This is a genomic window from Pseudomonas sp. FW305-70 (assembly GCF_058783925.1).
The window spans coordinates 1-23,087 of record NZ_JBYSYZ010000019.1; the positions used below are offsets into that span (position 1 = coordinate 1).

At 59.5% G+C, this 23,087-nt stretch carries 23 protein-coding genes; 10 read left to right on the forward strand and 13 right to left on the reverse strand.

The window, feature by feature from the left end; genetic code table 11:
• Positions 1 to 219 precede the first annotated feature (219 nt).
• The gene (gene tyrS / locus AC3WN7_RS15915; protein ID WP_095964062.1) at positions 220 to 1,419 is read right to left on the reverse strand and encodes a tyrosine--tRNA ligase; all 1,200 of its coding nucleotides are present in this window, start codon (positions 1,417 to 1,419) and stop codon (positions 220 to 222) included.
• 211 nt (positions 1,420 to 1,630) lie between these two features.
• Here tyrS and AC3WN7_RS15920 point away from each other — a divergent pair, with 211 nt between their 5' ends.
• Both AC3WN7_RS15920 and AC3WN7_RS15925 read left to right on the forward strand, forming a co-directional pair.
• Positions 1,631 to 3,055 carry a peptidoglycan DD-metalloendopeptidase family protein gene (locus tag AC3WN7_RS15920; protein WP_095964063.1) on the forward strand — a complete coding sequence of 475 codons (1,425 nt, stop codon included), beginning with the start codon at positions 1,631 to 1,633 and terminating at the stop codon, positions 3,053 to 3,055.
• Positions 3,056 to 3,058: 3 nt separating this feature from the next.
• Positions 3,059 to 4,150, forward strand: a complete 1,092-nt coding sequence (locus tag AC3WN7_RS15925; RefSeq protein WP_102674242.1) for an anhydro-N-acetylmuramic acid kinase — start codon at positions 3,059 to 3,061, stop codon at positions 4,148 to 4,150.
• A 68-nt stretch (positions 4,151 to 4,218) separates the two neighbouring features.
• Here the strand turns inward: AC3WN7_RS15925 and erpA are convergent, their stop codons facing one another.
• Both erpA and argC read right to left on the reverse strand, forming a co-directional pair.
• A complete protein-coding gene (erpA, locus tag AC3WN7_RS15930; RefSeq protein WP_007906865.1) occupies positions 4,219 to 4,569 on the reverse strand; it encodes an iron-sulfur cluster insertion protein ErpA in 351 nt (116 codons plus the stop codon).
• Positions 4,570 to 4,723: 154 nt separating this feature from the next.
• Positions 4,724 to 5,758 carry an N-acetyl-gamma-glutamyl-phosphate reductase gene (argC, locus tag AC3WN7_RS15935; protein ID WP_007980174.1) on the reverse strand — a complete coding sequence of 345 codons (1,035 nt, stop codon included), beginning with the start codon at positions 5,756 to 5,758 and terminating at the stop codon, positions 4,724 to 4,726.
• Positions 5,759 to 5,893: 135 nt separating this feature from the next.
• On the opposite strand from argC, the gene hemJ reads away from it, so the two are divergent.
• From hemJ to coq7, 6 genes are all read left to right on the forward strand, one after another.
• Positions 5,894 to 6,322 (forward strand): protoporphyrinogen oxidase HemJ, encoded by a 429-nt coding sequence (gene hemJ / locus AC3WN7_RS15940; protein WP_015097042.1) that lies wholly within the window; start codon positions 5,894 to 5,896, stop codon positions 6,320 to 6,322.
• 33 nt (positions 6,323 to 6,355) lie between these two features.
• Positions 6,356 to 7,324, forward strand: a complete 969-nt coding sequence (locus AC3WN7_RS15945; RefSeq protein WP_015097043.1) for an NAD(P)H-dependent flavin oxidoreductase — start codon at positions 6,356 to 6,358, stop codon at positions 7,322 to 7,324.
• Between the two features lie 90 nt (positions 7,325 to 7,414).
• Positions 7,415 to 8,380 (forward strand): DUF805 domain-containing protein, encoded by a 966-nt coding sequence (locus tag AC3WN7_RS15950; protein WP_095964065.1) that lies wholly within the window; start codon positions 7,415 to 7,417, stop codon positions 8,378 to 8,380.
• Between the two features lie 61 nt (positions 8,381 to 8,441).
• On the forward strand, positions 8,442 to 9,230 hold the full coding sequence (locus tag AC3WN7_RS15955) for an SDR family NAD(P)-dependent oxidoreductase (RefSeq protein ID WP_033048446.1): 789 nt from the start codon (positions 8,442 to 8,444) through the stop codon (positions 9,228 to 9,230).
• Positions 9,231 to 9,310: 80 nt separating this feature from the next.
• Entirely contained in the window at positions 9,311 to 9,649 is a 339-nt protein-coding gene (locus AC3WN7_RS15960; protein WP_095964066.1) for a histidine triad nucleotide-binding protein, read from the forward strand.
• A gap of 225 nt (positions 9,650 to 9,874) precedes the next feature.
• Positions 9,875 to 10,522: a 2-polyprenyl-3-methyl-6-methoxy-1,4-benzoquinone monooxygenase gene (gene coq7 / locus AC3WN7_RS15965; RefSeq protein ID WP_007980187.1), complete on the forward strand. Its 648-nt coding sequence runs from the start codon at positions 9,875 to 9,877 to the stop codon at positions 10,520 to 10,522.
• Between the two features lie 118 nt (positions 10,523 to 10,640).
• Here coq7 and speD read toward each other — a convergent pair whose 3' ends face one another.
• Together speD and AC3WN7_RS15975 are read right to left on the reverse strand one after the other, a co-directional pair.
• Positions 10,641 to 11,432, reverse strand: coding sequence for an adenosylmethionine decarboxylase (gene speD / locus AC3WN7_RS15970; protein ID WP_007980189.1), 792 nt, complete (start codon positions 11,430 to 11,432; stop codon positions 10,641 to 10,643).
• A 239-nt stretch (positions 11,433 to 11,671) separates the two neighbouring features.
• Positions 11,672 to 12,094 (reverse strand): OsmC family protein, encoded by a 423-nt coding sequence (locus tag AC3WN7_RS15975; protein WP_007994936.1) that lies wholly within the window; start codon positions 12,092 to 12,094, stop codon positions 11,672 to 11,674.
• 225 nt (positions 12,095 to 12,319) lie between these two features.
• On the opposite strand from AC3WN7_RS15975, the gene crp reads away from it, so the two are divergent.
• The gene (gene crp / locus AC3WN7_RS15980) at positions 12,320 to 12,964 is read left to right on the forward strand and encodes a cAMP-activated global transcriptional regulator CRP (RefSeq protein WP_102674241.1); all 645 of its coding nucleotides are present in this window, start codon (positions 12,320 to 12,322) and stop codon (positions 12,962 to 12,964) included.
• Between the two features lie 10 nt (positions 12,965 to 12,974).
• Here the strand turns inward: crp and AC3WN7_RS15985 are convergent, their stop codons facing one another.
• From AC3WN7_RS15985 to AC3WN7_RS16000, 4 genes are all read right to left on the reverse strand, one after another.
• Complete coding sequence (locus AC3WN7_RS15985; RefSeq protein WP_102674240.1) at positions 12,975 to 13,676, reverse strand: lipoate--protein ligase family protein; 702 nt, start codon at positions 13,674 to 13,676, stop codon at positions 12,975 to 12,977.
• Between the two features lie 99 nt (positions 13,677 to 13,775).
• Positions 13,776 to 14,612, reverse strand: a complete 837-nt coding sequence (gene trpC / locus AC3WN7_RS15990) for an indole-3-glycerol phosphate synthase TrpC (RefSeq protein ID WP_102674239.1) — start codon at positions 14,610 to 14,612, stop codon at positions 13,776 to 13,778.
• Positions 14,609 to 15,658, reverse strand: a complete 1,050-nt coding sequence (trpD, locus tag AC3WN7_RS15995) for an anthranilate phosphoribosyltransferase (protein WP_102674238.1) — start codon at positions 15,656 to 15,658, stop codon at positions 14,609 to 14,611. The genes trpC and trpD overlap by 4 nt, the downstream gene beginning before the upstream one ends.
• A 9-nt stretch (positions 15,659 to 15,667) precedes the next feature.
• Positions 15,668 to 16,261 carry an aminodeoxychorismate/anthranilate synthase component II gene (locus AC3WN7_RS16000; RefSeq protein WP_007980194.1) on the reverse strand — a complete coding sequence of 198 codons (594 nt, stop codon included), beginning with the start codon at positions 16,259 to 16,261 and terminating at the stop codon, positions 15,668 to 15,670.
• 408 nt (positions 16,262 to 16,669) lie between these two features.
• Here AC3WN7_RS16000 and estP point away from each other — a divergent pair, with 408 nt between their 5' ends.
• Complete coding sequence (gene estP / locus AC3WN7_RS16005; RefSeq protein WP_102674237.1) at positions 16,670 to 18,580, forward strand: esterase EstP; 1,911 nt, start codon at positions 16,670 to 16,672, stop codon at positions 18,578 to 18,580.
• Positions 18,581 to 18,749: 169 nt separating this feature from the next.
• Here the strand turns inward: estP and trpE are convergent, their stop codons facing one another.
• The 4 genes from trpE to AC3WN7_RS16025 form a co-directional block, all read right to left on the reverse strand.
• A complete protein-coding gene (gene trpE, locus AC3WN7_RS16010) occupies positions 18,750 to 20,231 on the reverse strand; it encodes an anthranilate synthase component I (protein WP_102674236.1) in 1,482 nt (493 codons plus the stop codon).
• Between the two features lie 69 nt (positions 20,232 to 20,300).
• Positions 20,301 to 21,119: a phosphoglycolate phosphatase gene (locus AC3WN7_RS16015; RefSeq protein ID WP_015097053.1), complete on the reverse strand. Its 819-nt coding sequence runs from the start codon at positions 21,117 to 21,119 to the stop codon at positions 20,301 to 20,303.
• Positions 21,116 to 21,790, reverse strand: coding sequence for a ribulose-phosphate 3-epimerase (gene rpe / locus AC3WN7_RS16020; RefSeq protein ID WP_102674235.1), 675 nt, complete (start codon positions 21,788 to 21,790; stop codon positions 21,116 to 21,118). Before rpe ends, AC3WN7_RS16015 begins: the two co-directional genes overlap by 4 nt.
• 115 nt (positions 21,791 to 21,905) lie before the next feature.
• Positions 21,906 to 23,054, reverse strand: coding sequence for an iron-containing alcohol dehydrogenase (locus AC3WN7_RS16025; protein WP_095964073.1), 1,149 nt, complete (start codon positions 23,052 to 23,054; stop codon positions 21,906 to 21,908).
• Positions 23,055 to 23,087: the final 33 nt, after the last annotated feature.

Sequence of the window (23,087 nt, forward strand, 5' to 3'; positions counted from 1 at the left end):
CGCTTTCGATCTCTCGTCAGCGGGAGGCGAATTCTACAGCGTTACTCGCTGCTGTCAACACCTCTTTTTCAACTTCCCTGGCGCTTCGATGACCTGAAGCAACCCGCTGCCGAAAACTGCATAACTCTTTGTTTACCAAGGAGTTTTTCGTTTCGACTGCGCCGGAAGTGGGGCGAATTATAGGCTTCTAAAATTCGCCGTCAACCCCCTATTTCAGCTTTATTCGGATTTGAGCGTAATACGCGCAAATGCCTTCTTCCCGGCCTGGCAAACATGGGTCGCGCCCAGTGCATATATAAAGGTGCGATCGACAACCTCACCATCTATACGCACACCACCGGAACCCAGGAGATCTCGAGCCACCGCCGAGTTCTTAACCAGCCCCGCCTTATTAAGGACAGCAGCGATCGGCATATCTTCGGCAGCAGTCAATTCGATTTCCGGCAGATCATCCGGCAGCTCGCCATCCTTCATACGGTTACCGGCAGCACGGTGAGCACTGGCCGCAGCCTCCTCACCATGGAAGCGCGCAACGATCTCTTCAGCCAGCTGGATCTTGATGTCGCGCGGATTGGCGCCCGCCTCCACATCAGCGCGGAACGCATTGATCTCATCCATGGAGCGGAAGCTGAGCAACTCGAAGTAGCGCCACATCAGCGCATCCGGAATGGAAACCAGCTTGCTGTACATCACACCTGGCGCTTCCTGGATACCGACGTAGTTGCCCAGGGACTTGGACATCTTCTTCACGCCATCCAGGCCTTCAAGCAGCGGCATGGTCAAGATGCACTGAGCCTCTTGGCCATAACCACGCTGCAGCTCACGCCCCATCAGCAGGTTGAACTTCTGATCGGTACCGCCGAGCTCGACATCTGCGCGCAGAGCTACCGAGTCGTAACCCTGAACCAGCGGATACAGGAACTCGTGAATGGCGATTGGCTGATTGGTCGTGTAGCGCTTGTCGAAGTCATCGCGTTCGAGCATCCGAGCCACGGTGTACTGCGAAGTCAGGCGAATGAAGTCGGCCGGCCCCATCTGATCCATCCAGGTGGAGTTGAAGGCCACTTCGGTTTTTGCCGGGTCCAGAATCTTGAAGACCTGAGTCTTGTAGGTCTCGGCGTTCTCGAGGACCTGCTCGCGAGTGAGCGGCGGACGCGTAGCACTTTTGCCGCTCGGATCGCCGATCATCCCGGTGAAGTCACCAATCAGGAAGATCACCTGATGCCCCAGCTCCTGGAACTGGCGCAGCTTATTAATAAGCACGGTGTGACCCAGGTGCAGGTCCGGAGCCGTTGGATCGAAGCCCGCCTTAATACGTAGCGGCTGGCCACGCTTGAGCTTTTCAATCAGCTCGGACTCGACCAACAGTTCTTCCGCACCACGTTTGATCAGCGCTAGCTGCTCTTCAACCGACTTCATAACAGACCCGCAAGGCTCAGATTCAAAGGGAACCAACCATACAAGATCGCGCGTCAAATACAAGGTTTGCCCGGCGCACGGACGCCAATCCGCAGGCAGGGCACCTACGGACTTGCTTCAGAGATGATTTGGTTATATTTTATACAGTTATTTCATCTTCATCATGTCATTCATCTTTTCCAATTCATCTTTTTCAAAGTCAAAACCACTTATGACCAAAGAATCGTCTAAAGCGCCGCCGCTTTACCCGAAGACCCACCTGCTCGCCGCAAGTGGAATCGCCGCCCTTCTCAGCCTGGCGCTCCTGGTATTCCCTTCCAGCGATGTGGAAGCCAAAAAAACGACCCTGAGTCTTGAACTGGAAAGTCCTGCTGAACAACTGACACAAGATCAAGACGCTGCTGACGTCGTTCAAGCCACAAATGAACCTGCAACATCCCCCTTCGCGCAGATCGACAACAGCGCCGAGGACACTCAGGAAACCGCTCAAGCCGAACCGGCGCCGGTCGTTGAAGTTGAAGAAAAGAAGCCGGCAAGCCACAGGGAAGTGATCGTCGCCAAGGGCGATACCCTCTCCACGCTGTTCGAGAAAGTCGGGCTTCCAGCCACATCGGTGCATGAAATACTGGCCAGCGACAAGCAGGCCAAGCAGTTCAGCCAGCTCAAGCGCGGCCAAAAACTTGAATTCGAACTGGGCCCTGATGGCCAGTTGACCAACTTGCACAGCAAGCTCAACGACGTCGAAAGCATCAGCCTGACCAGGAACGACAAGGGCTACACGTTCAATCGCATCACTGCGAAACCGACCGTGCGCTCCGCTTATGTTCATGGCGTGATCAACAGTTCGCTGTCGCAGTCCGCAGCCCGAGCGGGCCTGTCCCACAGCCTGACCATGGACATGGCCAGTGTGTTCGGCTACGACGTGGACTTCGCCCAGGACATTCGCCAGGGCGACGAATTCGACGTGATCTACGAGCAAAAAGTGGTCAACGGCAAGGCCGTCGGCAATGGCCCGATCCTGTCAGCGCGCTTTACCAACCGCGGCAAGACCTACACCGCCGTTCGCTATACCAACAAACAAGGCAACAGCAGCTACTACACCGCTGACGGCAACAGCATGCGCAAAGCGTTCATCCGCACACCGGTGGACTTCGCCCGCATCAGCTCGAAATTTTCCATGGGCCGCAAGCACCCGATCCTGAACAAGATCCGCGCCCACAAAGGCGTCGACTACGCAGCACCGCGCGGCACGCCGATCAAGGCAGCCGGTGATGGCAAGGTCTTGCTGGCCGGTCGCCGTGGTGGCTACGGCAATACCGTCGTCCTCCAGCACGGCAATACCTACACCACGCTCTACGGCCACATGCAAGGCTTTGCCAAAGGCGTGAAGACTGGCGGCACGGTGAAGCAGGGCCAGGTGATTGGCTATATCGGCACCACAGGCCTCTCCACTGGCCCGCACCTGCACTACGAGTTCCAGGTCAATGGAGTGCACGTCGACCCGCTGGGCCAGAAACTGCCAATGGCCGATCCGATTGCCAAGGCCGAACGCGCACGCTTCCTCGCCCAAAGCCAGCCCCTGATGGCGCGCATGGATCAGGAAAAAGCCACGATGCTGGCTTCGAGCAAGCGTTAAGTCATGGCGCTCTATATAGGTGTGATGTCCGGGACCAGCCTTGATGGCCTGGATATCGCGCTGATCGAGCAAGCCCCGGCGATCAGGCTGATCGCCTCCCACTACATCCCGATGCCCGACTCCCTGCGCGCCGAGCTGCTCGGCTTGTGCGCCAGCGGCCCGGACGAAATCGCCCGCTCCGCCATCGCCCAGCAGAACTGGGTGAAGCTGGCAGCCCAAGGGATTCACGCCCTCCTCGCTCAACAGCAACTCAAGCCTGACGACATTCGTGCCATTGGCAGCCATGGCCAGACCATCCGCCATGAACCGGCACGCGGCTTCACCGTGCAGATCGGCAACCCGGCCCTGCTGACGGAGCTGACCGGCATCACCGTGGTCAGCGACTTCCGCAGCCGCGATGTCGCTGCCGGGGGGCAAGGTGCACCGCTGGTTCCCGCCTTTCACGAAGCCTTGTTTGAAGAACGGGGCGGGAATCGTGCAGTACTGAACGTAGGCGGCTTCAGCAATCTCAGTCTGATCGAGCCCGGCAAGCCGGTCGCCGGTTTCGACTGCGGCCCGGGCAATGTGCTGCTGGACGCCTGGATCCACCAGCAACGCGGCGACCACTTTGACCGTGACGGCCAATGGGCTGCCAGCGGCAACATTCAACCGGTGCTGTTGAATGCGCTGCTGAGTGACCCGTTCTTTGTGACCAAAGGCCCGAAGAGTACCGGGCGGGAAGTGTTCAACCTGACATGGCTGACGCAGCATCTGACGCAGCTGCCAGCCTTCTGCGCCGAAGATGTTCAGGCGACCCTGCTTGAACTGACCGCACTGACCATCATCGAATCACTGCAAAGCGCCCAGGCAGACACGCAGGAACTGCTGGTCTGCGGCGGCGGCGCCCACAACACGGCCTTGATGACCCGCCTGGCCAGCCTGTTGCCCAACGCCAGTGTCAGCAGCACCGCGACTTACGGTGTAGACCCCGACTGGGTCGAAGCCATGGCCTTCGCATGGCTGGCTCATTGCTGCCTCGAAGGCATCGCGGCCAATCGTCCGAGCGTTACCGGTGCCCGTGGATTGCGCGTACTCGGCGCCATCTACCCCGCATAAATCCTCCACACAGCAAAACGCCGCAAGACCCTGAGGCCGTGCGGCGTTCTGTGAAACAGGTGCGCTGATCAGATCGAGAACGAAGAACCGCAGCCACAGGTGGTGGTCGCATTCGGGTTCTTGATGACGAAGCGCGAACCTTCCAGACCTTCCTGGTAGTCCACCTCGGCACCGGCCAGGTACTGGAAGCTCATCGGATCGACCACCAGGCTCACGCCTTCGCGTTCGACGATGGTGTCGTCATCGGCCACTTCCTCATCGAAAGTGAAACCGTACTGAAAACCTGAACAACCGCCGCCCGTAACGAATACGCGCAGCTTCAAGCGATCATTCCCCTCTTCATCGACCAGGCTCTTCACCTTGTGCGCGGCACCGTGGGTGAATTGCAAAGCCGTGGGGGTGAAGGATTCGACGCTCATGCTGACTATCTCCCGGCGTTACGCCGTCATATTGCGTGATGACGCGCATTATCCGCTTCTCCTAGAAAAGCGGTCAACTATTCTAGGAGCAGCGACAAGCTTCAAGCTGTGAGCTTCAAGCTTGCGGCTTACAACTTGAAGCTTGTAGCTGCTCTCAAGGCAGCATGCCGGCGTGGGAGAGACCCAGACGCTCATCCAGCCCGAACAGAATGTTCATGTTCTGCACGGCCTGCCCCGACGCCCCTTTGACCAGGTTGTCGATCACCGACAGCACCACCACCAGATCACCGTCCTGAGGGCGATGCACGGCAATACGGCAGACGTTGGCACCCCGCACGCTACGCGTCTCCGGATGGCTGCCGGCCGGCATGACATCGACGAACGGTTCGTTGGCATAACGCTTTTCAAACAACGCCTGCAGATCCACCGAGCGATCAACAACAGTGGCGTAGAGCGTCGAGTGAATGCCGCGAATCATCGGCGTCAGGTGCGGAACGAAGGTCAGTCCGACGTCCTTGCCCGCTGCACGACGCAACCCCTGGCGAATTTCCGGCAGATGACGGTGACCTTTGACCGCATAGGCCTTCATGCTTTCCGACGTCTCGGAGTACAGCGAACCTACGGAAGCACCACGACCGGCACCGCTGACGCCGGATTTGCAGTCAGCAATCAGATGCGCAGCATCGGCCAGGCCGGCTTCGAGCAATGGCAGGAAACCCAATTGCGTTGCAGTCGGGTAGCAGCCCGGCACGGCAATCAGGCGCGCTTTCTTGATCTGCTCGCGATTGACTTCCGGCAAACCGTAGACCGCCTCGTCCAGCAGCTCCGGTGCGCCGTGCGGCTGGCCATACCACTTGGCCCATTCATCGGCGTCTTGCAGACGGAAGTCGGCCGACAGGTCGATGACCTTGGTCCCGGCCGCCAGCAGTTCGCCCGCCAGGGCATGGGCAACACCGTGCGGCGTGGCGAAGAACACCACATCGCAGGCACCCAGGGTCTTGATGTCCGGAACGCTGAACGCCAGGCCGTCGTAATGGCCTCGCAGGTTCGGGTACATGTCGGCTACGGCCAGGCCAGCCTCGGATCGGGAAGTGATGACAACCACCTCAGCTTGCGGATGTTGCGCCAACAGACGCAGCAGTTCGACACCGGTGTAACCCGTGCCGCCGACGATACCGACCTTGACCATAAACCTGCCCTCAACGAACCCACTGGAAAGCCGTCGATAATAGGGGCCGCGCGCCCTTGCGACAACCGTCAAGGTGACGTGCGGACGCTCAAGCCTCTACTATTCCCACTACCGTGAATTGGGGAATAACCAAAAATGCTCTATCTGTGGCTCAAAGCGTTTCATATCGTCAGCGTCGTGTGCTGGTTTGCCGGCCTGTTCTACCTGCCAAGACTGTTCGTTTATCACGCACAAAGTGAAGACACGATCAGCAAGGAACGCTTCAGCGTAATGGAGCGCAAGCTGTACCGGGGCATCATGGGCCCGGCGATGATCGCCACGCTGATATTCGGTGGCTGGCTCATCTACCTCAATCCAGGCATCTTCAGCCAGGGTGGCTGGATACACGCCAAACTGACCCTGGTGGTGATCCTGATCGGCTATCACCACATGTGCGGCGCCCAGGTAAAACGTTTTGCCCGTGGCGAAAACACCCGCAGCCATGTCTTTTATCGCTGGTTCAATGAGGTTCCGGTTCTGATATTGCTGGCAGTCGTAATTCTGGTCGTCGTTCGGCCGTTCTAAATCCAATAGACACCACTCATCGGGGTACTTCCAATGTCGCTGCCCGCTCTGCTCGAACAACGTTTGCGTCTGCCCGTGGTGGCTGCGCCGATGTTCCTGATTTCCAATCCGCAATTGGTACTCGCCTGCTGTCGTCAGGGCGTGGTCGGCAGCTTCCCGGCGCTGAACCAGCGCGAAAGCAGCGGTTTCAAGGCCTGGCTGGAAGAGATCGAAGCCGGACTGGCGACCATGGAAAACCCCGCGCCTTATGCCGTGAACCTGATTGTGCATAACAGCAATCCCCGCTTGCAGGCGGACCTGGAGATCTGTGTAGAGCACAAAGTGCCAATCGTGATCACCAGCCTCGGCGCCGTGAAAGAACTGGTCGATGCGGTGCACAGCTACGGCGGCCTGGTGTTCCATGACGTGACGACACGTCGTCATGCCGAGAAAGCGGCCGAAGCCGGCGTGGATGGATTGATCGCCGTGGCTGCCGGGGCCGGTGGACACGCCGGGACCTGGAGCCCGTTTTCGCTGATTGCCGAAATCCGCCAGTTCTTCGACAAGACCCTGTTGCTGGCCGGCTGCTTGAACCACGGACATGAAATTCTTGCCGCGCAATTGCTCGGCGCGGATCTGGCCTACTTTGGCACTCGGTTTATCGGCACGACCGAAAGTCACGCGCCCGAGGCCTACAAAGAAATGCTGCTGACATCCAAAGCTGCAGACATCATCCATACTCCAGCCGTGTCAGGTGTCCCCGCGAGTTTCATGCGCCAGAGTCTGGAAGCCGCCGGTTTCGACATGGCCGCGTTGCAGGGCAAGGGCGAGATCAACTTCGGTTCCAAGCTCAAACCCGTGAGCGATGAAGCCAAAGCCTGGAAAACCGTTTGGTCTGCAGGCCAGGGCGTGGGAGAAATCGAGGACTTGCCGAGTGTCGAGCAGTTGATTGCACGCCTCGACGCCGAGTACCGCCAAGCCCTGGAGCATGCCGCCCAGCTGCCAAAACGCTGGCCGCGCTGACAGCAAATCTTGGCCAGCCCCTCCCGGCTGGCCTTACACTCACTCGGACACAACCTTCTTTCAACCTCTCGCGACAAGGATGCTTCGCACATGGGCGAAAATCGTTTCAAGATCGTATTCGAAGGTGCCTTGCTGCCCGGTGTCGACATCACCACGGCAAAGCTCAATCTCGCCGATTTGTTCAAAAGCGATGTCACAGCCATCGAGCGCTTGTTCGCCGGGCGCCCGGTAGCGCTCAAACGCAACCTGACGCAGGCCGATGCCCAAACCTATCTCCAGGCGCTGAGCAAGACCGGTATCGACGCGCGCATCGAAGCCGAAACACCGATCGAGTTGAATCTCGCCGACGTGCATGACCATACCCCGGCCAGCAGCCAGGCGGCCTTGGCAGAACCGCAGTCTCCTTACGCTGCGCCTCGCGCGCCCGTCGGCGAAGCGGTGGCGGAATTCGCCACGCTCCAGCCATTCAGTTTCGATGGCCGTATCGGTCGCTTGCGTTTTCTTGCCTGGACACTGGTGCTGACACTGGTGCTCTCGGCTGTTTGTGGGGTTTTTGCATTGGTCGCCCTGGCCCTCATCGGTGCGGATTCAACCGCCGGCCTGATCCTGGGTGGCTTGCTGGCCCTGATCCTGTTTGTCGGATTTGCCTTCGTCAGCATCCAGATCACCGTTCAACGTTTGCACGATGTCGGCTGGTCCGGCTGGCTGTGGCTGCTGAACCTGGTACCGTTTGTGGGCAGTTTCTTTCCGTTCGTGATCATGGTCGTACCGGGCAACGAACTGGCCAACCGCTACGGTCCACCGCCTCCGCCGAACAGTACCGCGGTCAAAGTATTGTCTTCGCTGTGGCTGGTCGTCATCGCACTGATCCTGGTCGGCTCCCTGGGCGGTGGTCTCTCGGCGATACAGGAAGAATACGAAAACGCCGCCCAGAGCAGCTACGACAGCAGTTCGGTCACCACCGATGAAATCGACGTCGAGGTCGAACCGGTGCCAATTTCCGCCGACGATGCAGCCGAAGAGGCCCAGCCCCCTGTAGACTCTGCGAAAGAATGAACAGCGCTCCTGGCCCGTGACACCTGCGTCGCGGCGCGGAGCTGTTGCGATGGAGAACTGCATGACCCGTTACGCTCTGATCACTGGCGCCTCCAGCGGCATCGGCCTGGCAATGGCCGAAGCGTTGGCCCGGCGCGGCCGCAGCCTGATTCTGGTGGCCCGACAACGTGATCAGCTGGAAAGCATTGCGATTGAATTGACCCAAAGGTTCGGCGTGGAAGTGTTGTTCCGTGCCTGTGACCTGGGCGAACCGTTGCGCCTGTCCGGATTCCTGCTGGAGCTGGAGGAAGGCGACCGGCAAATCGATCTGTTGGTCAATTGCGCCGGTATCGGTACATGCGGCCCGTTTCTGGCCCAGGACTGGATGACCGAGCAAGACCTGATCGAAGTGAACATCCTCGCCCTCACCCGCCTGTGCCATGCCATCGGCAACAGCATGGCCCTGCAAGGTGGCGGGCAGATTCTGAATGTGGCCTCGGTGGCAGCGTTTCAACCGGGACCGTGGATGAGCACCTATTACGCCAGCAAGGCGTATGTGCTGCACTTTTCCGAGGGATTGCGCGTCGAGCTGAAAAAGTGCGCGATCAAGGTTTCGGTGCTCTGCCCCGGGCCGACCCGCACAGCGTTCTTCCGTACCGCGCAACTCGACAGCGACAAACTGACCAACAGCAAACTGTTGATGAGCCCCGAGGAAGTGGCGCTCTACACCGTGCGCGCCCTGGAAAAGAATCAGGCGATCATTATTCCGGGGCGGCGCAACCGCTGGTTCGCTTTCCTGCCGAGGCTCGGCTCACGCTGGCTGACTCGCACAATCGCCGGCATGGTCAACAAGGCTTACTGCCCGCGCTGATCCAACTCAAAGTAAAAGGCTGGGCGCTGGCATACGCCATGAGTACACTCAGACCAGCCCAAACAACGGAGAAAACAGCTGTGGATACTCTGTTCACCAAGATCATCAACCGGGAAATCCCGGCGAAGATCATTTACGAGGACGACCAGGTACTGGCCTTCCACGACATTTCCCCACAGGCACCGGTACATTTCCTGGTGATCCCGAAGAAGCCGGTTCGCACCCTGAACGATCTGACGGAGGACGACAAGACACTGGCCGGACACATTCTGTTCACCGCCCAGCGCCTGGCCCTGGAACTGGGCTGCGAAAAAGGCTTCCGCGTCGTCATGAACTGCAATGAAGAAGGCGGGCAAACCGTCTACCACATTCATATGCACGTGCTTGGCCAGCGCCAGATGCACTGGCCGCCGGGCTGATTGCTGCCCCCCCTTGTGGGAGCGGCGGTGCGGCGATCCGACTTGCTCGCGAAGAGGGCCTCACTTTCAACATCTTTGTTGACTGACACTCCGACTTCGCAAGCAAGCCCGCTCCCACAAAAGGCATCACAACACTGTCACAGCCTTAGCATCACAATGACCCAGCGCAAACCATCCCCGGCCGATTGGGTTAAACTGGCCGCCGAAATTCCCCCGGAGGTCAGCATGACTACCCAACGTCACTACTCGCCCATTGACCGCCTTCTGCTGCAAGCCGATGCCGCGATGCGCACCCTGCTGCCCTTCAGCGGCCAGCCGTACCGTCCGTCGCCGGCCATCGTGCAGCCCGATGCAAAAATGAGCGACGAAGACACGCGCCACGTTGCCGGCCTGATGCGCATCAACCATACCGGCGAAGTCTGCGCCCAGGCGTTGTATCAGGGGCAGGCGCTGACCGCCAGACTGCCGCAGGTGCGTGCTGCCATGGAACACGCCGCCGAAGAAGAAATCGATCATCTGGTCTGGTGCGAACAACGCATCCATCAACTGGGCAGCCACACCAGCATCCTCAATCCGCTGTTTTATGGCATGTCGTTCGGAATTGGCGCCGTGGCCGGCCTGATCAGCGACAAAGTCAGCCTGGGCTTCGTGGCGGCAACGGAAGACCAGGTGTGCAAACACCTGAACGAACACCTGGAGCAATTGCCGGCCGAGGATGAAAAATCCCGGGCGATTCTTGAGCAGATGCGTATCGATGAAGAACAGCATGCCGAAAGCGCGCTGGAGGCTGGCGGGTTCCGCTTTCCGGCGCCGGTGAAGTTCGGGATGAGTCTGATGGCCAAGGTGATGACCAAGAGTACTTATCGGATCTGATATCCCGGTCGCCTGTGAGGGCCTCTTCGCGGGCAAGCCCGCTCCCACAGGGGGCCGCGCTTCGGCAATAAAAAAGGCGACTGCCGTGAGGTAGTCGCCTTTTTTGTGTTCGAGAACCTTACGCCATGTTGCGCGCGTAGAAGATTTCGAGCATTTCGTGTTTCACCCGCTCGGTCACCTGGGCACGTTGCTCAGAGGACAGGTTGCTGGTGGCATCACCGAACAGGTAGTTATCCAGTTCGAAGTTCTTCAGCAGCATTTTGGTGTGGAACAGGTTTTCCTGGTACACGTTCACGTCGGTCATCTGGTATGCGTCGCGAGTGTCATCGGAGAGGTAGTTCTGGATCGAGTTGATCTCGTGGTCGATGAAGTGCTTTTTGCCTTCAACGTCACGGGTGAAGCCGCGCACACGGTAGTCCACGGTCACGATGTCCGAATCGAACTGGTGAATCAGGAAGTTGAGCGCTTTAAGCGGTGAAATGACCCCGCAAGTCGACACGTCGATGTCCACACGGAAGGTTGCAATACCGCTGACCGGATGGATTTCCGGGTAGGTGTGCACCGTGATGTGGCTCTTGTCGAGGTGGGCCAGAATGATTTCGGGCAGCGGGCCCGGAGACTCTTCGATCTGACTGTCGGTCGGGGTTACCGGCTCTTCGGAGATCAGGATCGTGACGCTGGCGCCCTGCGGCTCGTAGTCCTGACTGGCGATGTTCAGGATGTTGGCACCAATGATATCGACAACTTCCGTGAGGATCTGCGTCAGGCGTTTCGCGTTGTACTCTTTATTGATGTACTCGACGTAAGCCTGCTGGTCTTGCGGGGTTTCCGCGTAGCAGATGTCATAGATGTTGAAGCTCAAGGTCTTTGTCAGGTTATTGAACCCGTGGAGCTTGAGTTTGCTTTTCACCGTTAAAAACTCTCTATGTGTTTGCGGCCCGGCCGCGTGATCAAGCATGCCCGTCAGATGCGAACAACGCACCTGCGTAGGACGGTTAACACCTCTTCGCGATGGCGATTTTGGTTGTCTGTTCGGGTGCGAGGCCTGTCGGCTGACGGGCCACTACCCTGAAAAAAGTGGCGCATTATGCAGACGTCAGCTTGTGTTCGCCAGAGTCTGCACTGCTTTTATGATAGTTGAATGTCGATTCAACCGAGCTCGATGATCTCGTAGTCGTGGGTAATTGCCACGCCAGCCGCGCCGAGCATGATCGAGGCCGAGCAATACTTCTCGGCAGACAATTCGATGGCGCGCTTGACCTGGGCTTCTTTCAGCCCGCGGCCCTTGACCACGAAGTGCATGTGGATCCTGGTGAAAACCTTTGGATCTTCCGTCGCGCGCTCGGCTTCGAGGAAGGCTTCGCAGCTCTCGACGGCCTGGCGGGACTTCTTGAGGATGCTGACCACGTCGAAATTGCTGCAACCGCCGACACCCAGCAGCAGCATTTCCATCGGCCGGACACCCAGGTTACGTCCGCCGGCATCGGGCGGACCGTCCATGACCACGACATGACCGCTACCGGATTCGCCGAGGAACATGGCTTCGCCAGCCCATTGGATGCGTGCCTTCATCGCCAAGACTCCACTGTATAAAAAAGGGTCGCCAGCTTAGCACAGCCCCCGAGATTGACAGCGCCCGCCGTCCTAGGACATATCCCACTGCCTTGTAGGTAAATGCTCGAATATTTCAGGAAGTGTCTGGTAAGCTGACGCCAATTCAATGGCGTATGGCCAGCCTCACTCCAGCGTTCGCTATTTACAAAAAAACACGCCGTGCAGTCTTTTCGGGATACAACCATGGTTGCTATTGCCCCCAGCCCCAAGATCAAGAACCTCGACAAGCTGTTGATGCATTGCCAGCGCCGCCGCTATCAGGCCAAGAGCAACATCATTTGTGCCGGTGACCGCTCGGAAACGCTGTTCTTCATCATCAAAGGCTCAGTCACCATCCTGATCGAGGATGACGACGGGCGGGAAATGATCATTTCCTACCTGAACGCCGGGGACTTTTTCGGTGAGTTGGGCCTGTTTGAGCAAGCCGGCCAGGAGCAGGAGCGCAGTGCCTGGGTGCGGGCCAAGGTCGAATGCGAAGTCGCGGAAATCAGCTACGCAAAATTCCGCGAGTTGTCCCAGCAGGACCCGGACATTCTTTACGTCCTCAGTGGACAAATCGCACAGCGCCTGCGCAACACCACGCGCAAGGTCGGTGACCTGGCATTTTTTGACGTGACCGGCCGCGTTGCCCGCTGCCTGCTGGAGCTGTGCAAGCAGCCAGACGCCATGACCCACCCCGATGGCATGCAAATCAAGGTGACCCGTCAGGAAATCGGGCGGATTGTCGGTTGTTCCCGGGAGATGGTCGGTCGCGTGCTCAAGGATCTGGAAGATCGCAACCTGGTGGACGTCAAAGGCAAGACCATGGTGGTCTTCGGCACGCGATAGGCTCGAAAACCTAGCCGCTGAACATCTGTGCCAGCATCAATCGATAGAGTTCGTCGAGGCGCGCCAACGCATCGGGTGCCGTGAACCTCTCATGCAATGCGATGTGGCTTTCGGCGCGTACTCGTTGCTCCAGACCACAGGCCTCGTTGAAGCGATTGACCGCGGCGACCATTGACGCCCGGTCGTTATCCATCAGCATCGCACCGTGCACCAGGCCCACCGGACGCTGACCACCCTGGCTCTGGCGCCAGCGCTGGGCGGTACCAACCATTTTGCGCCCGTCGAGGTTGACGTTGAAGCGGCCATCGCAGAACGCACCGTCGATTTCGCCAAGGGACGACGAGCCACCCAATTCATCCAGCAACTGGCAGATGGGGTCGCACAGGCGCCGGTAACCGGTTTCGATGCGGTTCAAATCACCTTCGCTACGCGGTGGCGCGTATACCAGGGCGATATTGATCGTTGTGGCGGATTGTGGAACCGGTTCGCCGCCGGTATCGCGCAGCAGCACCGGCCAACCTGCCGCCGCTGACACTTCACAGGCGGCTTCGAAGCCTGGCAAGCGATTCAAGCGGCGCGGCATCACCAATGCCTGATCGCTCGGTTGCCAGAACAGCAGGCCGAACTCCGCGTCGCCGGCGCAAACCGAGGCCAAAAGATCCTGTTCGGCTTGCAGGCCGGCTTCAATGGTCAGGGAGGTTGGCAGCGACATGGAAGGCTCCGACAGACCTGAGGTCTCTAGGGGATTTGCGGGCCTCTTCGCGGGCAAGCCCGCTCCCACAGTGGTAGCGGTTTGCCTGTGAAGATGTGTTTAGTCGAGGGTCGAGCCGCTGACTGGAACGCCGCGCTCGGGGAAGAACAGTCGCTGCAACTCGGTACCCGGGCTTTCGGCGCGCATGAACGCTTCGCCGACCAGGAACGCGTAGACGTCGCTGATTTCCATCAGTTCGACATCGGCGCGGTTGAGAATGCCGCTCTCGGTGATGACCAGTCGATCACGCGGAATACGCGGCAACAGGTCAAGGGTGGTTTCCAGGCTGACATCGAAGGTATGCAGGTTGCGGTTGTTCACGCCAACCAGCGGAGTATCGAGGGTTTTCAAGGCCCGCTCCAGCTCGTCGCCGTCGTGGACTTCCACCAGCACATCAAGGTTGACGCTTTTGGCCACGGCCGCCAGTTCGGCCATTTTCACGTCATCCAGCGCGGACACGATCAACAGCACGCAATCGGCACCCAGGGCACGGGCTTCGACGATCTGGTAGGGATCGATCATGAAGTCCTTGCGGATCACCGGCAGCTTGCAGGCCGCGCGGGCCTGCTGCAGGTACGCATCGGCGCCCTGGAAGTAGTCGATGTCGGTGAGTACCGACAGGCAGGTCGCACCGCCCTTCTCGTAGCTGCGTGCGATGTCGGCGGGCACGAAGTTCTCGCGGATCACGCCTTTGCTCGGCGAGGCTTTCTTGATTTCAGCAATGACTGCCGGTTGCTTCAGCTTGGCCTGGGCCAGCAATGCCTTGGCAAAACCACGAGGTGCATCGGCCGTCCTGGCCAGGCTTTCCAGCTCGGCGAGGCTGACGCGAGCGCTGCGCTCGGCCACTTCCTCAACTTTGCGCGCCAGAATCTTTTCCAGAACCGTCGGTACACTCATCCTTCATTCTCCACTTTGAATACCGCGGTAAATGCACCCAACTCCTCTAGCTTTTCTCGAGCGAGGCCGGTGTGCAGCGCATCGTGCGCAAGTGCAACTCCCTCTTTCAAACTGCTGGCATGGTCGGCCGCATACAGGGCGGCACCGGCATTGAGCATGATCATCTCGGCCGCTTTCTGGCCGTTCTCTGTCTTGCGCTTGCCCAGGGCATCGCGAATCAGCTCCAGGGACGCCGCCGGGCTTTCCACGGCCAGGCCATGCAGGCTCTGGCTCTTCATGCCCAGGTCTTCCGGTTCGACCCAATACTCGGTGATCTGGCCATCCTTCAGCTCAGCGACAAAAGTCGGTGCAGCCAGGCTGAATTCGTCCAGGCCATCCTTCGAATGCACCACCAGCACATGCTTGCTGCCCAGACGCTGCAACACTTCCGCCAGCGGTCGGCACAAGGCCTGGGTGAATACGCCCACCACCTGATGCTTCACACCGGCCGGATTCGTAAGCGGGCCGAGCATGTTGAACAAAGTGCGCAAGCCCAGTTCACGACGCGGGCTGGCGGCGTATTTCATCGCAGAGTGATGAGTCTGGGCAAACATGAAGCCAATACCAACGTTGTCAATGCAGCGAGCCACTTGCACCGGCGTCAGGTTCAGGTAGATGCCGGCCGCCTCCAGCAGATCGGCGCTACCGCTCTTGCCCGACACCGCACGGTTGCCATGCTTGGCCACGGTGCAGCCAGCAGCGGCAACCACGAAAGCGGAAGCGGTCGACACGTTGAAGATATTGGCACCGTCGCCTCCAGTGCCCACCACATCGACCACACCGTCGAGGGTCTTGAGTTCGACCTTGTCCGCCAGTTCGCGCATCACCGACACCGCGCCGACGATTTCGTCGATGCTTTCGCTCTTCATGCGCATGGCCATCATGAACGCACCAATCTGTGCGTCCGTGCATTGCCCGGTCATGATTTCGCGCATCACGTCGCGCATTTCATCGGTGCTGAGGTCGAGGTGATCGACGATACGGCCCAGGGCTGTCTTGATGTTCATGATAAGTCCTTAGCGCGTGCCGCCGGTTTGTTTGAGGAAGTTGGCGAACAGTTCGTGGCCCTGCTCGGTGAGGATCGACTCAGGGTGGAACTGCACGCCCTCGATATTCAGAGTCTTGTGGCGCAGGCCCATGATCTCGTCGACCGAGCCGTCTTCAAGCTGCGTCCAGGCCGTCAGCTCCAGGCAATCGGGCAGGGTTTCGCGCTTGACGATCAATGAATGATAGCGGGTCACCGTCAGCGGACGGTTCAGGCCTGCGAATACACCCTTGTCCTCGTGAAATACCGGGCTAGTCTTACCGTGCATCACTTGGCGGGCGCGCACTACATCGCCGCCAAAGGCCTGGCCGATGGATTGGTGACCCAGGCAGACGCCAAGAATCGGCAGTTTGCCGGCGAAATGCTTGATCGCTTCAATCGAGATGCCGGCTTCGGTCGGGGTGCAAGGACCGGGGGACACCACGATGCGCTCAGGATTGAGGGCTTCGATTTCAGCAATGGTCAGTTCATCGTTGCGCACGACTTTGACCTGGGAGCCGAGCTCGCCCAGGTACTGCACAACGTTGTAGGTAAAGGAGTCGTAGTTATCGATCATCAGCAACATGACGTTAAGAACCTCTTGAATTCACTGACTTTAAAGATGGCCTTCGAATGATTGACCCGCAGAGCGCTACGCTTTGTCAGGTGCTGGAGGAGCGCCAGCAAAGCGGCATTTCAAACAGGTAAAGAAGGCGAAGCGGTACAGGTCCGGCGAGGCCGGCAAAAGAATTCAGGCGCGCCAACGCCAGCGGGCGTGTGCCTTGATGACTTGATCCAGGAGTTTGCTGATGATCAACACGGGGAAGGTCTCGTTCGTACGTCCCGGCACAGTAACTTAGCTGGGCAGAGCGTGCAATATCGCCAGGGCTACTGCCCGCGAAACTCTTAAAGGCTTCGCGACAGATGGCAAAAGGCCGAAAGTTTTTGGTACTGTCGTTTCGTTCACTACAACAATAAATAAACGGACTTGCTCATGATCAAACAGTCGTTGTTTGTACCGCTCGCAGGATGCTTGCTCGCGATGGCATGCGCCCAGGCGAACGCCGCACCCAATCCTTATACAAATTTCGTGGTCTTCGGGGACAGCCTCAACGACGCCGGGACCTTTGCCGACACTGGCGGGCCTGCCGGGGCGACACAGCGCTTTACCAACCGGACAGGACCGGTGTATCTGGATGGCAGCGGCGAAGTCCGCTCGCTCAACTCCACGCAGATACTGGGTGGAAAACTCGGGTTCTCGGCGGACCAGACCGCGTCATCATCTTCGGCGGTGCGTGCCAGCAATGGCCAGCCCGATGGCAACAACTGGGCCGTCGGCGGTTACCGCACGGATCAGATCCTGGATTCGATCACCAGCGTTTCCGCCACCGGCGAACGCACCCGCGCCGGCTACCTGCCGTCGAACAACTTCCGTGCCGACCCGAACGCACTGTATTACCTGTCGGGTGGTGGTAACGACTTCCTGCAAGGTCGCGTCACCAGCCTGCCCCAGGCCAGCGCTGCAGCCGATCGACTGGCCGACAGCGTGCAGACACTGCAAACCGCCGGCGCCAAATACGTCATGGTCTGGTTGCTGCCTGATATCGGCTTTACCCCGGCGTTCAACGGCACCCCGCTGCAAGCGTTCACGTCCCAACTCAGCGCCCAGTTCAATAATGAACTGGTAAGCCGACTGCAGAACATCAATGCCGAAGTCATCCCGCTCAACATTCCGGTACTGCTCAAAGAGACGTTCGCCAACCCGGCGCAGTTTGGCCTGGCCACCGACCAGAACCTCATCACCACCTGCTTCAGCGGCAACGGTTGTACCGAGAATGCCCGTTACGGCATCAACAGCGCCACGCCGGACCCGACCAAGCTGATCTACAACGACTCCGTGCACCCCACAGAAGCCGGGCAGCGCCTGATTGCCGACTACGCGTACTCCCTGTTGGCAGCACCCTGGGAGCTGACATTACTGCCTGAAATGGCCCAAGGCACCCTGCGCGCGCATCAGGATGAATTGCGCAACCAGTGGCTGGCCGATTGGCAAAACTGGCAGGGCGTCGGCCAATGGCGAGCCATTGTTTCTGGCGGCGGACAGCATCAGGACTTTGACAGTCAGGACAGCGCGGTCAGTGCCGACGGCAACGGAGCCAACCTGAATATCGGTGGCAGCTACCGCATCGATGATGCCTGGCGCGTCGGCCTGGCGGCGGGTTTCTATAACCAGAAACTCGAAGCCGGCAGCAACGACTCCGACTACAAGCTCAACGCTTACCTGGGCACGGCATTCGCCCAATACCAGCAAAACCGTGTCTGGGCTGACGTGGCGTTGACAGCCGGCCATCTGGATTACGACAGCCTCAAGCGCAAGTTCCAGCTGGGTGCCAACGAACGCAGTGAAAAAGGCGATACCAGTGGCTACATCGAAGCCTTCAGCGCTCGCCTGGGTTACGACATTGCACAACATGCCAGCAGCCCTTGGCACGTATCGCCGTTTATCAGCGCTGATTTCTCCAAGGCGAAAGTCGACGGCTACTCGGAGGACGGCAACGATTCCACGGCGCTGACCTTTGCCGATCAGGAAGTGATTTCCCGACGCCTGGGAGCTGGCCTGCAGGGCAAATACCAGATCACCCCGCAAACCCAGGTGTTCGGCGAGGCGGCAATCGAACGCGAGTACAACGACGATACCCAGGACGTGGGCATCAACCTCAACAGCTTGCCGAACAACCAGTTCACGCTGGAAGGCTACACCCCGCAAAGCCACTTGCAGCGTGTGAACCTGGGGGTCAGCCATAACCTCACCCGCGACCTGGCATTGCGCGCCAGCTACAACATTCGCAGGGACGACGACTTCACCCAACAGGGCATCAACGTAGGTGTTGCGCTGGACTTCTGATGTACAGGCAATAAAAAACGCGGCGCCCTCACAGGCGCCGCGTTTTTTTATGGTGGTGTAATCCCTGTAGGAGCGAGCTTGCTCGCGATTGCGGTGGGTCAGACAACATCAATGTGGTAGTGATGGCCCCATCGCGAGCAAGCTCGCTCCCACAGGGCTTTGCGTGAAATCAGGTGTTCGGGGTTTGTTCGGCCAAGGCCACGGCGCGGAACATTGCGCGGCGCTTGTTCAGGGTTTCTTCCCATTCCAATGCCGGTACCGAGTCGGCGACGATGCCACCACCGGCCTGCACGTGCAGCTCGCCGTTCTTGATCACCGCCGTGCGGATCGCAATCGCGGTGTCCATGTTGCCGTTCCAGGCGAAGTAACCGACCGCACCGCCGTAGACACCACGCTTGACCGGCTCCAGTTCGTCGATGATTTCCATCGCGCGAATCTTCGGCGCGCCAGACAAGGTGCCCGCCGGCAGAATTGCCCGCAGCGCATCCATTGCCGTCAGCCCGGCCTTGAGTTGCCCGGTAACGTTGGACACGATGTGCATCACGTTGGAATAACGCTCGATGACCATTTTCTCGGTGAGCTTCACCGAGCCGATTTCCGAGACGCGCCCAGTGTCGTTGCGACCGAGGTCGATCAGCATCAAGTGTTCGGCGATTTCCTTGTCGTCCGACAGCAGGTCTTTTTCCAGCGCCAGATCAGCTTCTTCATTGGCCCCGCGTGGGCGTGTACCGGCAATCGGGCGTACGGTAATCAGGTTGTCTTCGACCCGCACCAGCACTTCCGGCGAACTGCCGACGACGTGGAAGTCGCCAAAGTTGAAGAAGTACATGTAAGGCGTCGGGTTGAAGCAGCGCAGCGCGCGGTACAGATCGATCGGCGCAGCCTTGAAGTCGATCGACATGCGCTGGGACGGCACGACCTGCATGCAGTCACCGGCCAGGATGTATTCCTTGATGGTATCGACCGCTTTTTCGTAATCGCTCTGGGTGAAGCTGGAGCGGAACACCGGGTCAGCCGATTGTTGCTGGCTGAAGTCCAGGCCACGGCGCGGGGTGATCGGCTGGCGCAGTTTTTCCAGCAGCTCTTCCAGACGCGCGCGGCCTTGCTCGAAGGCATCTTCCTGCGCCGGGTCGGCCAGCACGATGGCGTGCATCTTGCCGGCGAGGTTGTCGAACACCACGACGGCGTCGGAGACCATCAGCAGAATGTCCGGCACACCCAGCGGATCCGGGTTCGGGCACTTGCCCAGACGCTTCTCCACGTAACGCACGCAGTCATAACCGAAGTAGCCCACCAGGCCGCCGTTGAAACGCGGCAGGCCGGCGATGGTTGGCACGTTGTAGCGGGCCTTGAAGGTTTCGACGAAGGCCAGCGGGTCTTCCACGTCGTGGCTTTCGGTCTCGACGCCGTCGACGGTCACGCTGACGTGATGGTCGTGAACCCGTAGCACGGTGCGGCACGGCAGGCCGATGATCGAGTAACGGCCCCACTTCTCACCGCCCTGTACGGACTCCAGCAAGTAGGAATTGGGCTCGTCGGCCAGCTTCAGGTAGATCGACAGCGGCGTGTCGAAGTCGGCCAGGGTTTCGCAGGCAAGCGGAATGCGGTTGTAGCCGGCAGCGGCCAAACGCAGGAATTCTTCGCGGATCATGAGGTGCCTCGTGGCTTGAGGGTCGAACGGTCAGGTATGCAAACGCGCCGGAAACCGGCCAGGATCAAGTCAGGCGCGCCAACGCCAGCGGGCCAGGGCCTTGATGACTTTCATCCAGAGTTTGCGAGTGACCACCACGATGGCGTTTCCAGAAGGGGGTTTGACAGCGTCGGCCAACGTTATCTCAGCGGCCGGATCCAGGCAACCGGGAATTAGTTTGCGCAGGTCGTCGATCACCAGCGCCGGCGATTCTTCGGCGATCGGCCGCCCATGGTTATAGCCGTAGCTCAGGGCCACACACTTGACCCCCGCCGCTTTCGCCGCCAGCACATCGCTGCGTGAATCGCCGACGAACAACGACTGCGAAGCCGGAATGTTGGCCATTTTCATTACGAAAAACAGCGCGGCCGGATCGGGTTTTTTCTGTGGAAGGGTGTCGCCGCCGATGATCCAGCGGAAATAACGGCCGATCTTCATCTGATCCAGCAGCGGCGCGACGAAACGCTCCGGCTTGTTGGTGATCAGCGCCATCTCGACACCCTGCTTTTGCAGCCATTTGAGGGTATCGCGCACGCCGGGGTAGACCACCGTCAGCTCATGGCTCTCGCCATAGGCCTGCATGAAATACTCCAGCGCCCGTTCGGCCTCGGCGTTATCGACCGCCGAATGATCGATGCCGCCGGCCAGCGCACGACGTACCAGCACCGGCGCGCCATTGCCGACCCATTCGCGCACCGCTTCCAGGCCGGCGGGTTGGCGACCGAGATTGAGCAGCATCTTGTCCACAGCCACTGCCAGGTCCGGGACCGAATCGATCAACGTGCCGTCCAGATCGAACATCACCAGCCGTGGCAATTGCCCCGGGAACAGCTGCTCAAAGCCACTCATGGGCGAGCCAGCGCCAGTTCGGAGCGCATCTTGTCGATGACTTCCTGATAGTACGGCGCATTGAAGATGGCCGAACCGGCGACGAAGGTGTCAGCGCCAGCCGCAGCGATTTCGCGAATGTTGTTGACGTTCACGCCGCCGTCGATTTCCAGGCGAATGTCACGACCCGAAGCATCGATCAAGGCCCGCGCTTCACGCAGTTTGTCGAGGGTGCCGGGGATGAACTTCTGCCCGCCGAAGCCTGGGTTGACGCTCATCAGCAGGATCATGTCGACCTTGTCCATCACGTATTTGAGCACGTCCAGCGGGGTCGCCGGGTTGAACACCAGGCCCGACTTGCAGCCGCCTTCGCGGATCAGTTGCAGGGAGCGGTCGACGTGCTGGGTGGCTTCCGGGTGGAAGGTGATGTAGGTCGCACCGGCTTCGATGAAGTCGCCGACGATGCGGTCCACCGGGCTGACCATCAGGTGCGCGTCGATCGGCGCGGTCACGCCGTACTTGCGCAGTGCCGAGCAGACCATCGGGCCGATGGTCAGGTTCGGTACGTAGTGGTTGTCCATGACATCGAAGTGCACGAAGTCGGCGCCGGCGGCCAGGACGTTATCCACTTCTTCACCCAGGCGGGCGAAGTCGGCGGAGAGAATCGACGGAGCAATTACGAAGGGCTGCATGACGCACCTTTTCTGAGCAGAATCACGATGGCGCGCATTGTATACCTCATGCTTTGACGCGCGCACCGTGAGCGCGATGATTGGACCTTGCCATCATCCATCAACGGCAGAGTCTCTAGTACGCCGCGCGATAGATCTTCTCGATATCGACGGCACTCAACTTGCGCGGGTTATTGCGCATCAGGCGCTCGATCCCCGCCGCTTCCACGGCCATGGACGCGATGGCGTCCTCGGGTACACCGAAACTGCGCAGCCCCTGGGGAATTTCCACGGCGGCACACAGCTCGGTCATGGCTTGCACGGCTTTGTCAGCCGCTTCGTTGACACTCAGATGAGCGATCTTCACGCCCATGGCCTCAGCGATATCCTGCATCCGTTCGATGCAGGCCATCTTGTTCCAGGTCATGACATAGGGCAGTAGCAGGGCATTACTCACGCCATGGGCAATGTTGAAACGTCCGCCCAGCGGATACGCCAGCGCATGCACCGCGCCGACCCCGGCATTGCCGAACGCCATGCCGGCCATCAGGCTGGCGGTGGCCATGTCTTCCCGGGCTTGCAGGTTCGACGGGTTGGCGTAGGCCTTGGGCAAGGCCTTGGCGATCAACTTGATGGCGCCAATCGCCAGGGCATCGGTAATCGGCGAGGCATTGACCGACAGATAGGACTCGATGGCATGCACCAGCGCATCGACGCCACTGGCCGCCGTGACGCTGCGCGGACAGGTCAGGGTCATTTGCGGACTGACCAGCGCCACGTCCGGCAACAGGTAGTCGCTGACGATGCCCTTTTTCAGTTGCGCGACCTTGTCGGAAAGGATGGCGACGTTGGTCACTTCCGAGCCGGTGCCGGCCGTGGTCGGAATTGCGATCAATGGCGGGCCTTTTCGCGGGACCTGATCGATACCGAACAGATCCTCCAGCGCACCGTGGTATCCGGCATAGGCCGCTACGCTCTTGGCAATGTCGATGGCACTGCCGCCGCCCAGGCCGATCAGGCCGTCATGCCCGCCCTCGCGATACACCTGCATGCAATCTTCAACGATGGCGATTTCCGGGTCCGGCAGTACCCGGTCGAAAATCTCGTAGCTGCGCTCGCCCAACTGCGCCAGCGCCAGTTCTACCGTACCGGACTTGACCAGGGTGGCATCGGTGACGATCAGCGGATTATCAATGTCCAGACGCGCCAGCTCGGCGGACAACTGCTCGATGGCACCTGCGCCGGTGATCAGTTTGTGAGCAATTTTGAAAGAGGAAAGACTCATGTGCGCAGCCTCTTATAGGTAGGGGAGCTGGGC